General features: G+C 44.2%; 15 protein-coding genes. 3 read left to right on the forward strand and 12 right to left on the reverse strand.

Going from position 1 to position 14,075, the window contains the following annotated elements; genetic code table 11:
* Positions 1 to 7 precede the first annotated feature (7 nt).
* The 3 genes from G9F48_RS16360 to groES form a co-directional block, all read right to left on the reverse strand.
* Entirely contained in the window at positions 8 to 2,293 is a 2,286-nt protein-coding gene (locus tag G9F48_RS16360) for a glycoside hydrolase domain-containing protein (protein WP_146283768.1), read from the reverse strand.
* Between the two features lie 325 nt (positions 2,294 to 2,618).
* Positions 2,619 to 4,253 carry a chaperonin GroEL gene (groL, locus tag G9F48_RS16365; RefSeq protein ID WP_003155941.1) on the reverse strand — a complete coding sequence of 545 codons (1,635 nt, stop codon included), beginning with the start codon at positions 4,251 to 4,253 and terminating at the stop codon, positions 2,619 to 2,621.
* A 41-nt stretch (positions 4,254 to 4,294) separates the two neighbouring features.
* A complete protein-coding gene (gene groES, locus G9F48_RS16370) occupies positions 4,295 to 4,579 on the reverse strand; it encodes a co-chaperone GroES (protein ID WP_013351185.1) in 285 nt (94 codons plus the stop codon).
* A 236-nt stretch (positions 4,580 to 4,815) separates the two neighbouring features.
* Between groES and G9F48_RS16375 the strand changes: the two genes are divergently transcribed.
* Positions 4,816 to 5,550 (forward strand): CPBP family intramembrane glutamic endopeptidase, encoded by a 735-nt coding sequence (locus G9F48_RS16375; protein WP_015416945.1) that lies wholly within the window; start codon positions 4,816 to 4,818, stop codon positions 5,548 to 5,550.
* On the forward strand, positions 5,547 to 5,738 hold the full coding sequence (locus G9F48_RS16380) for a YdiK family protein (RefSeq protein ID WP_003155975.1): 192 nt from the start codon (positions 5,547 to 5,549) through the stop codon (positions 5,736 to 5,738). Before G9F48_RS16375 ends, G9F48_RS16380 begins: the two co-directional genes overlap by 4 nt.
* 41 nt (positions 5,739 to 5,779) lie before the next feature.
* Here the strand turns inward: G9F48_RS16380 and tatC are convergent, their stop codons facing one another.
* Genes tatC through moaC form a run of 4 tightly spaced genes read right to left on the reverse strand, consistent with a single transcriptional unit; the run spans position 5,780 to position 7,890 of the window.
* Complete coding sequence (tatC, locus tag G9F48_RS16385; protein WP_088005343.1) at positions 5,780 to 6,538, reverse strand: twin-arginine translocase subunit TatC; 759 nt, start codon at positions 6,536 to 6,538, stop codon at positions 5,780 to 5,782.
* Positions 6,539 to 6,544: 6 nt separating this feature from the next.
* Positions 6,545 to 6,715 carry a twin-arginine translocase TatA/TatE family subunit gene (locus G9F48_RS16390; RefSeq protein ID WP_003155981.1) on the reverse strand — a complete coding sequence of 57 codons (171 nt, stop codon included), beginning with the start codon at positions 6,713 to 6,715 and terminating at the stop codon, positions 6,545 to 6,547.
* 18 nt (positions 6,716 to 6,733) lie between these two features.
* The gene (locus tag G9F48_RS16395; RefSeq protein ID WP_003155984.1) at positions 6,734 to 7,381 is read right to left on the reverse strand and encodes a redox-sensing transcriptional repressor Rex; all 648 of its coding nucleotides are present in this window, start codon (positions 7,379 to 7,381) and stop codon (positions 6,734 to 6,736) included.
* Positions 7,378 to 7,890 carry a cyclic pyranopterin monophosphate synthase MoaC gene (gene moaC, locus G9F48_RS16400; protein WP_003155986.1) on the reverse strand — a complete coding sequence of 171 codons (513 nt, stop codon included), beginning with the start codon at positions 7,888 to 7,890 and terminating at the stop codon, positions 7,378 to 7,380. The genes G9F48_RS16395 and moaC overlap by 4 nt, the downstream gene beginning before the upstream one ends.
* A gap of 139 nt (positions 7,891 to 8,029) precedes the next feature.
* On the opposite strand from moaC, the gene G9F48_RS16405 reads away from it, so the two are divergent.
* Positions 8,030 to 9,958 (forward strand): ABC-F family ATP-binding cassette domain-containing protein, encoded by a 1,929-nt coding sequence (locus G9F48_RS16405; RefSeq protein ID WP_020953910.1) that lies wholly within the window; start codon positions 8,030 to 8,032, stop codon positions 9,956 to 9,958.
* 222 nt (positions 9,959 to 10,180) lie between these two features.
* Here the strand turns inward: G9F48_RS16405 and tsaD are convergent, their stop codons facing one another.
* From tsaD to thiL, 5 genes are read right to left on the reverse strand one after another with little or no spacing between them, the layout of a single operon-like run.
* Positions 10,181 to 11,221, reverse strand: a complete 1,041-nt coding sequence (tsaD, locus tag G9F48_RS16410; protein ID WP_014304467.1) for a tRNA (adenosine(37)-N6)-threonylcarbamoyltransferase complex transferase subunit TsaD — start codon at positions 11,219 to 11,221, stop codon at positions 10,181 to 10,183.
* A complete protein-coding gene (gene rimI / locus G9F48_RS16415) occupies positions 11,214 to 11,669 on the reverse strand; it encodes a ribosomal protein S18-alanine N-acetyltransferase (RefSeq protein ID WP_003155993.1) in 456 nt (151 codons plus the stop codon). Before rimI ends, tsaD begins: the two co-directional genes overlap by 8 nt.
* A 10-nt stretch (positions 11,670 to 11,679) precedes the next feature.
* Positions 11,680 to 12,369 carry a tRNA (adenosine(37)-N6)-threonylcarbamoyltransferase complex dimerization subunit type 1 TsaB gene (tsaB, locus tag G9F48_RS16420; protein WP_165409802.1) on the reverse strand — a complete coding sequence of 230 codons (690 nt, stop codon included), beginning with the start codon at positions 12,367 to 12,369 and terminating at the stop codon, positions 11,680 to 11,682.
* Positions 12,350 to 12,826 (reverse strand): tRNA (adenosine(37)-N6)-threonylcarbamoyltransferase complex ATPase subunit type 1 TsaE, encoded by a 477-nt coding sequence (gene tsaE / locus G9F48_RS16425; protein ID WP_165409803.1) that lies wholly within the window; start codon positions 12,824 to 12,826, stop codon positions 12,350 to 12,352. Before tsaE ends, tsaB begins: the two co-directional genes overlap by 20 nt.
* Before the next feature lie 15 nt (positions 12,827 to 12,841).
* Entirely contained in the window at positions 12,842 to 13,819 is a 978-nt protein-coding gene (gene thiL, locus G9F48_RS16430; RefSeq protein WP_077721878.1) for a thiamine-phosphate kinase, read from the reverse strand.
* Positions 13,820 to 14,075 lie beyond the last annotated feature (256 nt).

Raw genomic sequence — 14,075 nt, forward strand, 5'->3', positions numbered from 1 at the left:
GAATTAATTATTCAAATTTTATTTTTTGTTTAAGGCAATCTGCAAATGCTTGTGCAATTACTTGACCATCCTCTTGGGTATAATTCTTAACATTAAAATGATGTTTAAATTCCAAACATACAGGATTGTTGGTGTTTAAATAGTACTCTGCATCCTTAGTAACTGCTTCAAATGAATTATTAAATCTGTTTTTGAAGAATTGAGAGTATCTTCTACTATAGCCGGTAGTATAGTATTCTTCAAATACCTTGTAAACTGGTTGTGAGGTAATCCCTGTTCTTGTATTCATAGCAAGGTTAACAGCGTCTACATCTCCTAATAAATCTTGAATTCCAAATGTACCAATTTGACCTCCTATTAAATCTATTGCAGCATCATAAGTTGTTTTATAATTAGCATTATAACGAACAGTGTCTCCCCCTACTGTAATTAAATCACCTGCCCATCCTGCAAGATCTTGTATCATTCCTACAGAACTATGAATTATTGCATTAAAAGTGGCCATCATATGTGCGACATCTAGTGTCAGTTTAGAAAATGGATCTATCAGGATTCTCTTTTCTTGTCCCTTCAATACGTTATCAGCTATTTTAACAAAATCTGTGTCAATAAAATCCGCTGTTAAAATCCACAATAAACCATCATATTCATCTTTTCTTAGATACTGGGCAACTAATTCATTTGCCTGTTGAGTAATATTGCCAACCGGATTAGGTTTATTTCCTTCCTTTTCAGTAACATAATCTACTGCTGTATTATATAAAACTTTTAATTGTTCGAAGAACTTATTATTTGTTGCGGAAACAAAATTATTACTATTTTCTTTATTATAAACTATAGAATTAACGCCTTTATTCTTGCCTGATGAGATATTATTATCAATCTCTATTTTCCCAGGTCCGTCCCCTATACTCCTTGTCTTTATTTGGTCAAATGCCCAATCGGTGGGAAGTGAATAGCCACGGTTACCGCTAAATCCTGAAGACATATCACATACAAAACTGCTGACCGAATAACCGGCTGCGGCCACGCGACTACAAACATTTCTCGCGCCATAAATACCAATTTGATAACCACTATTGAGTTGGGCAAATGTCCTTTTAATTGCTTTAAAATAAGGGAGTATGCGACTGGTAACCTCACCGTCAATAGCGTCGTAATCTACAGTAAAATAAATAATAGTATTTTCTTTAAAACCAAATCCCTTAGCCGCACCAACAGCTGCTCTGGCATCGAATACCCCTTGAGTTTCTGTAAAATAAGAAGCTTGAATTGAGTTTCTCTCGTAAATTGGAAATACGCTAAGCCCTGCAGCAAATATAGTCTCTAATTCAGGCAACGTCATCTGATACGATCCAGTAAGGTATCTCCCAACCGTTGTATACCCGTTGGCTTTCAAAGTTGCTGCTCTGGCAGCATTAATTGGTGTGGCACAATCACAAGCTGTTCCTTTCCTATCTTCGTCACCTTTGCTTACTAAAAGAGATGCCCAGGTCTGCATTCCAGCTACTCCATCGGCAGGTAATGCTGAAAACTTTTGAAAATTAATAAGTGCTGTTCTCATATTTTCATCGAAGATACCATCAAATCTTCCTGGATCACGATTATTACAGTACAAAGCATATTGTAAGAGCTTTACTAAATTAGCTTTTGTGCTACCCATTGAGATTGTCGGGCATTTTGATTTTGTAGCAGGTCCAAATGTTCCAGTTGGTTCTGCTATTCCTTCTTCGACCTGGAGTGCATAAATTAAAGCCTCATTAGTTTGTCGGGAGTATCTACCGTCACATGGATTAAGGCCAGTGACCTTATAATATTTCCGATTCAACTCTTGTTGAATATTACGAATTTTGGCATCTCCTACATTTACAAAAGCGTCCATATTTAATAACGCTTTAAAGATTATAGGAGTTGCAATTCCATCTTGATTAGACAACCCTGCATCAGTTTGAAATTTTTTTATAGCAGCCTTTGTACCATCACCATAGGTTCCTGTAAAACCAGTTGGATTATATCCCTTGCAATACAATGCACCTTGAAGAATCATAATTTCATTTCTTGTTTTTTCATTCGAAGAATTAGATTTAGTTGATAATGTAGGACATTTTGCCATAGTAGCTGGTCCAAATGTTCCAGTAGTTGACGTAATTCCTTCTTCAATTTGTAATCCTGTAATCAAAGCTTCAATCACAGGCCACCCTGTTTTTCCATTTTCATCAATTTTCACATAACCTGGCTTGTTCAAGTAAACAAGATTTACCCATTGTTGAACTTTTTGTACCATTTCATCCATTGTTTCCACTCCTTATTTTTTGTTAGTAAGGTACTTCATTTAAAAGTGGCAAACGTATGACAAAATAAGAATATCTGCTCTTACTTCAAAAGATGTAAAGAATAAAAATCAGCAAAGCGCCAATGAACATAAATCCTTTTAAAAGATTTATAACAAAATCATATGCCTTGATGCTAACTTGAATAAATTAGAATCATTTATTTGTAATTTAAGATGAATGATAGAAATAAAAAAAGTCCCTCACAAATTCATTGAACTTGTGAGAGACCTCGATATGGCATTACATCTGGCAACCCCTTATGTCCAAACAGGGATCATAATTTTTTTACATCATGCCGCCCATACCGCCCATGCCGCCCATGTCAGGCATTCCTGCGCCGCCGGCGTTTTCTTCCGGTTTGTCAGCGACAACGGCTTCAGTTGTCAGGAGCATTGCTGCTACAGAAGCTGCGTTTTGCAGGGCTGAACGTGTAACTTTTGTCGGGTCAACGATACCTTTTTCGATCATGTTTACCCATTCGCCGGTTGCAGCGTTGAAGCCTACGCCGATTTTTTCGTTTTTCAGGCGCTCAACGATGACAGATCCTTCAAGACCTGCATTGTGTGCGATTTGACGGATCGGCTCTTCAAGCGCGCGAAGCACGATGTTGATACCTGTTTGCGCATCGCCTTCAGCTTCCACTGCAGCGACTTTGTTGTATACGTTGACAAGCGCTGTACCACCGCCGGATACGATACCTTCTTCAACAGCTGCGCGAGTTGAGTTGAGGGCGTCTTCGATGCGAAGTTTACGCTCTTTCAGCTCAGTTTCAGTCGCAGCGCCGACTTTGATGACAGCTACGCCGCCGGCAAGTTTCGCAAGACGCTCTTGTAATTTTTCTCTGTCGAATTCAGAAGTTGTTTCTTCCACTTGAGCGCGGATTTGGTTGACGCGTGCAGCGATTTTTTCAGTGTCGCCGGCGCCTTCTACGATTGTTGTGTTTTCTTTCGTTACCACAACTTTAGAAGCGCGTCCCAATTGTCCGATTTCAGTAGATTTCAGGTCAAGGCCTAAGTCTTCTGTGATTACTTCTCCGCCTGTAAGAACAGAGATGTCTTCAAGCATTGCTTTACGGCGGTCACCGAAGCCAGGAGCTTTAACGGCAACAGCGTTGAATGTGCCGCGAAGTTTGTTGACAACGAGTGTAGCAAGAGCTTCACCTTCAACATCTTCAGCGATCAGAAGCAACGGTTTGCCTTGCTGTACAACTTGCTCAAGCACAGGAAGGATTTCTTGAATGTTTGTGATTTTTTTGTCTGTGATTAAGATGTAAGGATTGTCAAGAACCGCTTCCATCTTATCAGAGTCAGTTACCATGTAAGGAGACGCATATCCGCGGTCGAATTGCATACCTTCCACAACTTCAAGCTCAGTTGTGAAACCTTTAGACTCTTCGATTGTGATGACGCCGTCGTTTCCTACGCGCTCCATTGCTTCAGCGATAAGGCTTCCCACTTCCTCATCAGCAGCAGAGATCGCAGCAACCTGAGCGATAGACTCTTTGCCTTCGATCGGCTTAGAAATTTCTTTTAAGTTTTCGATTGCAACAGTTACGGCTTGTTCCATACCTTTACGTACGCCGACAGGGTTAGCTCCCGCAGTTACGTTTTTAAGGCCTTCACGGATCATAGCCTGCGCAAGAACTGTTGCAGTTGTTGTACCGTCACCGGCAACGTCGTTTGTTTTGCTGGCTACTTCAGCTACAAGCTTCGCACCCATGTTTTCAAACGCGTCTTCAAGTTCAATTTCTTTTGCGATTGTTACACCGTCATTAGTAATTAACGGAGAACCGAATTTTTTCTCCAGAACCACGTTGCGTCCTTTTGGCCCTAAAGTTACTTTTACAGCGTCAGCAAGCGCATCGACACCGCGAAGCATAGCGCGGCGTGCTTCTTCACTAAACTTAATATCTTTTGCCATGTTAACGAAACCTCCTCGAATTTTTAAAAATATTTATTTGCTTAGCCGATTACAGCTAAAATGTCGCTTTCACGTAAGATTAAGTATTCAGCACCTTCGTATTTCACTTCAGTACCGGCGTATTTTGAGAAGATAATGCGGTCGCCCTCTTTTACTTCTAAAGCAACGCGCTCTCCGCTTTCCAACACGCGACCTGAACCGGCTGCCACGATTTTGCCTTCTTGCGGCTTTTCTTTTGCAGAATCCGGTAATACGATTCCGCTGGCAGTTTTTTCTTCAGATTCTACGAGTTCAATGACAACGCGATCACCTAATGGCTTTAACAATGTAATAACCTCCTCAATAGTATGAATATGTAATTTTAGCACTCAGCTCTAAAGAGTGCTAACACAGTTATTATAATAAAGAATCTCACTTCCAATTTCAAGTCATAAGAATAAAAAATTTTCACGCTTACATGATTCTCTCTCACACTGATTTTCTCCTTTTTTCACGTCAAGTTCACTTGTGTTACAATAAGAACAAATAAGTTGATTTTATAGGATAAAGGAGTACATATCATTTGAGAAAACAGTATTGGTATATCATTTTGACATATGTTATCATGCAGCTTTCCGCCTTGATCGGCATTCCTTTAATGTACAAATTCGGCTATGCGGGCGGGCACCCTACGAATGCGAATCTCACCATGGCTCAGGGGATTTATTCCGTCGTAAGCTTTTTTATCTGCCTGATTATCGTTCTCTTGATTTTGAGAACCGCGCCGAAACAGACATTAAGAAACGGGAAGAAAGCATCCGCCGGCATGTCCGTTCTCTGGGCGGTCGCGGGAATATGGCTCGCTTTATTTTCTCAGGGAATCGCCGGGATGATTGAGCAGTATGTCTTTCACGTGGACAGCGGTTCCGAAAACACGAAAGCCATTCTCAACATTATTAAAGCCATGCCGCTCATGATTATCGTTTCTTCTATCGTCGGGCCGATTCTTGAAGAAATCATTTTCCGGAAGATCATCTTCGGTGTATTATATGAAAAAACGAATTTCTTTATCGCCGGACTGATCAGTTCCGTCATTTTCGGCATTGTGCATCAAGACCTCACGCACCTGCTGCTGTATACGGCCATGGGCTTTACCTTTGCGTTCTTGTATGTGCAGACGAAACGGATTATTGTGCCGATATTCGCCCATGTCATGATGAATACCATTGTCGTGGTCATGCAGCTCGGCCCCGCCCAAAAATATATTGAACAGCATAGTGAGCAAATGCAATTAATTATTGGAGGATTGTTTGTATGAGGAACCCAATGACTTGGGGCTTGATTTATTTCGCAGTCGGCTGTATCTTTACGTATTTGGCCGCAAGCTCTCCGGGAAGCATGTGGTCTTTTTATTCCATACTGCTGATGGTTTTCGCCGCTTATAATATCAGCATCTCGTTTAAAATGTTCGCCTTCTCATTTAAAGTGAAGAAAAATCAAAAATAATAAAAGAAAAGCCATTTCTCATCATTGAGAAATGGCTTTTTTTATGCTGATACGTCCTGGTCAGATTCACTGCCGGTCTGCCTTTTCCGATACGCCGCTTTTGAAATCAGGATACTGATCTCATATAAAATGCAAAGCGGAATGGTAATCATCAAGTGAGACAGCAGCTCAGGCGGCGCAATCATCGCGGCGATCACGAGCAGCACAAAATATGCGTACTTCCTGATCTTCGATAAAAACATCGGCGTGATAACACCGAGTCTCGTTAAAAACATGATCAGCACCGGCATCTGAAACAGCAGCCCGAACGGAATCGTCAGCTGCAGCAGAAAATGAAAGTATTCGGTGATCCCGATCACCTGGTTGACATCCAGGTCATTCGAGACCCGCTTCATAAAATCAACGACCAGCGGAAATAAAATATAATAAGAAAACGACACACCGCCGACAAACAGCACGATCGAAATCGGAATATAGCTGAGTGTTACTTTGCGCTCCTTCTCATACAGACCCGGGCTGACAAACGCCCAAATCTGATAGAGAATAATCGGCGAAGTCAAAATGATGCCGATGATAAACGCGAACTGCAAAAAGATAAACAGCGGATCCGTCAGGTTAAAAGCATTAAGGGTGAGCTCTTTTACTTCATCGGCTTTTTGAAGATACACAATGATAGGTTTTGCCAGAAAAAAGCCGGCAATAAAGAAAACCGTAAAGGATAACGCCACAATCAGCAATCGTTTCCGAAGTTCGGCAATATGCTCCACAAGCGTCATTTGATTCACTCTCATACGCGTCATCCTATCTTACTGTTCTTCTTTCTTTTTTTCCTCTTCTTCACCGGCTAATCCCTTAGTAGCGTTCTTAAATTCACGAAGCGTGTCCCCCGCCGCTTTTCCTAATTCGGGAAGCTTCTTCGGACCGAAAATAATCACCGCCACCACACCGATAACCGCCAGGCTTCCAGGACCGATCATGTGCAGCTCCTCCTTTCGCTATTCAATTTCTTCCAAAACAGAATAATGCTTTAAGAAATAAACCAATGATTGAAGCTCTACTGCTAAATCTATATGATGAATTCGAATGTGATCCGGCACATTCAAACGGGCCGGCGTAAAGTTAAGGATTCCCTTGATTCCGAGCGACACGAGCCGATCGGTGATTGACTGGGCGGCAACCGCCGGAACGGTAAGAATCGCCACGGGTTCATCCTTTATGTGAAGCTCTAAATCATTAAGATCAAAGACAGGCACACCGCCTACCTCAGTTCCTATTTTACTCTGATTCACATCAAAAGCCATAGATATTTTTGTGTTATTATTTTTTGTGAAATTATAGTGAAGAAACGCCGTCCCTAAATTCCCGACACCGATCAAAATGACGTTCGTCGTTTCATCCTGATCCAGTGTTTTTCTGAAAAATGACAGCAGGTAATCCACATTATAGCCGTATCCTTTTTTGCCGAGCGCCCCGAAATAGGAAAAATCCCGGCGGATCGTGGCCGAATCGACTTTTACCGCGTCGCTCAGTTCAGCTGATGAAACGCGCTGCTTTCCTGAGGCGTGTAAATTCTTTAAAAAGCGATAATAAAGCGGCAGCCGTTTTGCCGTCGCCTGTGGAATTTTTGATTGATCCTTGTTCATGATTGGTCCTCCACTTTATACTCAGATGCATCTCTTTTAAAATCACCGTTTTTTCCTCCTGTTTTTTCCATGAGGCAGGTCGGGCCGATGACCATTCCTTTATCCAGCGCCTTGCACATGTCATACACGGTCAAAGCGCAGACTGAAGCGGAAGTTAGCGCTTCCATTTCCACACCTGTACTCCCTTTCGTTTTTACGCTTGCCTGTATATGAAGAACGGCTTCGGAATCCTTTTCCTCCCAGCCGAATGAAATGTCGACGCTGCTTAAAGAAAGCGGGTGGCACATCGGGATAATCGCTGACGTCTGCTTTGCGGCCATAATTCCCGCCACCTGTGCGACAGCCAGCACGTCACCTTTTCCGATCTCGCGGTTTTTGATTCTGCTGTACACGTCATGCTTCATGTGTACGCTGGATATCGCAGCGGCAGTACGGACTGTTGAAGATTTATCGCTTATATCCACCATGCGGGCACGGCCTTCTTCATTAAAATGAGAAAATCCATTCATATTTAAACTCTCCTTACTTCTGATCATACACTATTTTCTCCCTGATGTCTTATCCTATAATGTTCCAATTCTGATGTATTGTTTGCTGACAGCAGGTTGATAAGCTACACTTAACTTATTATAACAGAGGTGAAATAATATGATGATCTTACAAATTAATCAGCTATCCAAATCTTTTGGCGCTGATCCTATTTTAAACAATATAAAGCTTGAAGTCAGATCTCGGGATCGCATCGCCATAGTAGGCAGAAACGGAGCCGGCAAATCAACTCTCCTTAAAATTATCGCAGGTCACCTTTCATATGAAAAGGGTGAATTAATCAAACCGAAAGAATTAACGATGGGATATCTTGCCCAGCACACTGGCTTGGAATCCCAGCTTACCATAAAAGAAGAACTGCTGAGCGTTTTTGATTTCCTGAAAGCAATGGAAAAAGAGATGCGCTCTATTGAAGAAAAGATGGCCACGGCCGCCCCGGCGGAGCTTGAGACGCTGATGAAAACCTATGACAGGCTTCAGCAGGATTTCAAGGATAAAGGCGGCTATCAATATGAAGCGGACGTCCGATCTATCCTTCACGGACTCGGCTTCGGAAAATTTGACGATTCCGTGAAAGTGCAAAGCCTGAGCGGCGGTCAGAAAACAAGGCTTGCGCTCGGAAAACTGCTGCTGACCCAGCCTGATCTGCTTATTCTGGATGAACCGACGAACCATCTCGACATCGATACGCTTACATGGCTTGAGCATTATTTACAGGGATATTCAGGCGCAATCCTGATCGTTTCCCACGACAGATACTTTCTTGATAAAGTCGTCAGCCAAGTGTACGAGGTCTCACGGACAGAAAGCAAAAAATACCTCGGCAACTACAGCGCCTATTTAGAACAAAAAGCCGAGCAGTATGAGAAAGACCTGAAGCTGTACGAAAAACAGCAGGACGAAATCGCCAAGCTTCAAGATTTTGTCGACCGCAATCTGGCCAGAGCTTCTACAACGAAAAGAGCCCAAAGCAGACGAAAACAGCTGGAACGGATGGACGTCATGGCAAAGCCGCTCGGGGATGAAAAATCAGCCGCCTTCCGTTTTGACATTACAAAACAGAGCGGAAACGACGTCCTGCGCGTACAGGATGTTTCCATCAGCTATGACGGCCAGCCTCCGCTCTTGAAAAACCTGACCTTCGGCATCACAAGAGGTGAAAGCGCCGCCCTCGTCGGACCGAACGGAATCGGCAAATCAACCTTGCTGAAAACGATTATGAATACAATCAGTCCGGAATCCGGGTCGATCACGTACGGTTCCAACGTCACAATCGGCTATTACGATCAGGAGCAGGCTGAACTGACATCGTCCAAACGCGTGCTGGACGAGCTGTGGGATGAATATCCGGACATGCCGGAAAAAGAGATCAGAACATGCCTCGGCAACTTTCTGTTCAGCGGAGACGATGTCCTGAAACCGGTCCGTTCGTTAAGCGGCGGGGAGAAAGCAAGAGTCGCGCTTGCCAAGCTGATGCTTCAAAAAGCAAACTTTCTCATCCTTGATGAACCGACAAACCACCTTGACCTGGACAGTAAAGAGGTGCTGGAAAACGCCCTGATCGACTACCCGGGCACTCTGTTATTTGTATCGCATGACCGCTACTTTATTAACAGGATCGCCACAAGAGTGCTGGAGCTGTCACCTGATCATGCAGAAGAATATTTGGGAGACTATGACTATTACACCGAGAAAAAAGCACAGCAGCTGGAACTGGAAGAAATGAAGCGGCAGGAAAAGGAGCAGGCTCAGCCTGCCGGCAAGGTCAAACAGGATACGAAAAGAACTTACGAGGAAGAAAAAGAATGGAAGAAGAAAGAACGGCAGCGCCTGAGACGCATTGAAGAAATCGAAGCGGCCGTCTCATCCGCCGAAGAGAAAATCAGTGCCAATGAGGAGCTGCTGTGCGACCCTGACGTGTATCAGGATCATGAAAAAGTACAGACCATTCACGCGGAGAATGAAGCCCTGAATCAAGAGCTCGAAAACTTATTAGCAGAATGGGAGGAACTCTCCTCAGAAGAATAGAAAAAGTCAAGCACCTCTTTAAGGGGTGCTTTTTTATCCACAGCTATCCTCCTTGTCAGCCATTTAAGTAAGCGCTTTATACACACTATCCACAAAATTTTCTGACTTTATCCACTTTACTAACAACTTACAGTCCCTTATCCAGACTGGATTTCTGAATATATTCACAATCCTGTGGATATGTTAGAATTATCTGTTAATAAGTAAAAAAAGCCTCACGTTTTACAACGTGAGACGATCAAAGGATGTTAATTCCAAACCGGGCTGTCCGTTCATATCGTACGAGCCCCGGATCCCCTTTTCAAAAGCAACGGTTCCGGCAGCCGCAATCATCGCTGCATTGTCCGTGCATAAAGAAAGCGGCGGGATGACAAGCTCGGGATCTCCCGAATGGCTGAATTCCCGCTGCAGTGCGGCTCTCAACCCTTTGTTAGCGGCTACGCCCCCTGCAAGCAGCACTTGTTTAACCCCGTATTCTTTCGCGGCCTTAGAGGTTTTTGCCGTCAGTACATCAATGACACTCTGCTGAAAGCTTGCGGCAAGATCCTCCGGAGGAATCACCTCATTTTTTTGCGAGGCGTTATGAAGCGTGTTAATCACGGCTGATTTCAGGCCGCTGAAGCTGAAATTGTAAGACCCTTCTTCCAGCCAAGCACGCGGAAGCGGAATGGAATCCGTTCCCGCAGCAGCCAGCTTATCAATCTGCGGCCCTCCCGGATAGGGAAGCCCCATCGTTCTTGCCACTTTGTCGTAAGCTTCGCCTGCGGCATCATCCAGCGTTTCACCGATAACCTCGAATGAACCGTGCTCTTTCATATAAACCAATTCCGTATGTCCGCCTGACACAACCAAAGCAAGCGCCGGGAACTGAAGCTCTCCTATCAGCCTGTTTGCATAAATATGACCCGCAATGTGATGGACGCCGACTAACGGTATTTGATGGGCAAAACTTAACGCCTTTGCCGCATTGACTCCGATTAACAGGGCTCCGACAAGTCCGGGTCCTTCCGTTACAGCAATCGCATCAAGATCATCAAAGCCCATCTCCGCCTTTGAAAGAGCTTCCTCAATCACAAGGGTAATCTGCTCCACATGATGTCTGGACGCTATTTCAGGCACGACCCCGCCGAAACGTTTATGGCTTTCAATTTGAGAAGCGACAACGTTTGAAATGATGTCTTTTCCGTTTTTCACGACTGAGGCCGCAGTTTCATCACAGCTCGTTTCGATTCCTAATACATAAATATCTTGTTTTTCACTCATGTAATGTCACCCACATTAATAACGCATCTTCCCCGTTATCTGTATAGTATTGTTTTCTGATTCCTCCGGCCTGAAGACCGAATTTCTTATATAAGGATTGGGCGGGATGATTTGAGACCCTGACTTCGAGAGAGAGCCTTCTTGCCTTTTTTTCTCTGCACAATTCTATTGCAGAGCGAAACAGCGCTTCTCCCAACGATTGGCCCCGATATTCCGGCTTAATGGCTATATTCGTAATCTGCGCGTCATCTATAATAATCCAGATTCCGCAATACCCCGCCAGACAGCCGTCCTTTTCAATGACAAGGTAGTGGGCATACGGATTTTCCAAAAGCTCATGATAAAATGAATCCTTCGTCCATGGAGAAGTAAAGGATGCTGTTTCAATTTCATAAATTTGATCAATATCTTCCGGCCGCATGCTTCGAATCGCCGTTTTCGTTTTCATCCCTATCACCCTATTTTTGAGATTCCATCCATTTCGCTTCAGCCTCTGCCAGACGCAAATAATCCGGAACAAGGCTGTGGACATCCGTTTCTTCTTTTTCCAAGCCTAAAAACGCCAGCTCTGACGGCCGCGGATTATGCTGTGCAGCCGTTCCTATCACTGCTTGAGATGTCATTTCATGCAGAATGGTTTCTTCATGAATGGCTGTATCGTGCCCTAAAAATAAAACCGGAGACGCTTTTTCTTTCAGCATGCCGAGCCAATCAGTCAAAAGGACATTCTGATCAGGAAGAACGGATTGTAATCGGCCGTCCTGATATTCATAAAGCCCCGTATATACCTGTCCGCGCCGGGCATCAAATAACGGGCAGATCAGTCCTTGAAAGTGCCGTCCGTTAGCCGCCAGCACCTCCAGGCTCGAGACAGGGGAAACCGGAAGCTTCAGCGACCATGCCAATGTTTTTGCCAGCGTCACACCGATTCTGACACCTGTGTACGATCCAGGTCCTTTCGCCACCGCTATTTTCGTAAGGTCCTGCGGTGTCAGGCCGCAATCCTTCAGCAATGAATTGACAGCAGGCATCGCCCGCACGGAATGATTCTTTTTTAAATATGTAATATACTCCGCCATCACCGTTTTGTCACGAACGAGCGCGGCACCCAGCGTGTAATTTGACGTATCAATTGCCAGTATTGTCATGTTTATTTATCTCCTCACAAAGCGTTTCATACCGTATTCCGAAAGCCGTAAAGGTAATGTCCCTTGCCTCTTCACCGGCTCTCTTGATGACGATCTGCAGCCGTTCAGCAGGCAGCTGATCCTGAATTAAATGAGCCCATTCAATTAAACAGACGCCTTGTCCCTCAAAATATTCTTCAAGCCCTAAGTCTTCGCTTTCATCCTCCATACGATACACATCCATATGATATAGAGGAATCGAACCGTCATGGTATTCTTTTATAATTGTAAAAGTCGGGCTGTTTACCACTCTCGTGATTCCCAGTCCTTCGGCAAAACCCTTTGTAAAAGTCGTTTTTCCCGCGCCTAAGTCGCCTTCCAGTGTCAAAATGTCTCCCGGCTTTGCCAAAGAAGCGGCAAGCTTGGCTACGGCTTTCGTTTCTTCGGGGTTTTTCGTTCTCCATTGTAATGTCTTCAAAGTGAGTCACCCGTCTTATTTAAAATGATTGTATCCTTTTTTCTCAAGGACGATTTGTCTCTGATCATTGGCTGTCAAAAGAACACATGCTTCCTTCCGTTCAGACACCGCCCCTATCTTCGCTATCGGAATGTCTGACTGAGAGCAGTAATCAAGCAGAGAGGTCCACTCTTGCTGAGAAACCGTTCCAACCAATTCAAAATCTTCACCGCCGAATAACACCCATTTCTTCCATTCAGAATCTGCCTCAGGCAAATCCCGATGCACCGGCAGAAGTTGTTCTTCAATTTCTATCGTAACTGAACTTGCCGCAGCTATTTCATGCAGCTCACTGGCCAATCCGTCACTGATATCATTCAGAGCCGCGCGCTGAAGCTGAGAGCAGAAGCGGCCGACTTGAACTCTCGGAACGGGCCGTTTATGTTTTCGGATAAAATAATCACTCGTGTGAAAAGCAGAAGGAAGTGTTTCTCCCAACAAAAGAGACAGTCCTGCTGCGGACGAGCCGATATCCCCCGTAACAAACACAACATCTCCGGGTCTTGCCGAGCTTCGCAGACAAGCGCAATCCTTCTCAACTTCACCGATGACAGTAACGGTAATTACGGCTTGACCGGAAGCGGAGACGGTATCTCCCCCGATCAAATCCATTTGATATAGTTTCGCCAGTTCCGCCATCCCTTCATACATTGCCTGGACGTCAGCTTTCTGCCAGCAGGAAGGAACCGCTAGAGACACCAAATAAAACTTCGGAATGCCTCCCATCGCCGCCACATCACTAATGTTAACAGCAAGCGCCTTATAACCGATATCATGAGGAGAGGAATACTCTAATTTAAAATGGACATTCTCCACCATTGTATCAAGGCAGACAATTTGCTGCATGTGGGGTGACGCTGTATAAACCGCACCATCATCACCGATCCCTACATCGACGGAAGGATGATAATGCGAATGCGGAGTAATACTGTGAATCAACTCAAACTCATCCATATATCTCCCGTCTCCCTTTCTGACGCTCTTGTGAAATACAGCTCTTTCTAGTGTATCGGATTATGTTTCAATATCCAAGACTTTAACGATATAAAAGAAAGCTTGGTTAGATACCAAGCTGCCATCATTTAAAAGAAAACACAAAAAAAAACGAAAACATGATCGTTTCGTTTACAATAAAAATGGCGGTCCGGACGGGACTCGAACCCGCGACCTCCTGCGTGACAGGCAGGCATTCTAACCAACTGAACTACCG

The organism is Bacillus sp. EKM420B, assembly GCF_011065565.1.
Classification (GTDB): Bacteria; Bacillota; Bacilli; order Bacillales; family Bacillaceae; genus Bacillus; species Bacillus velezensis.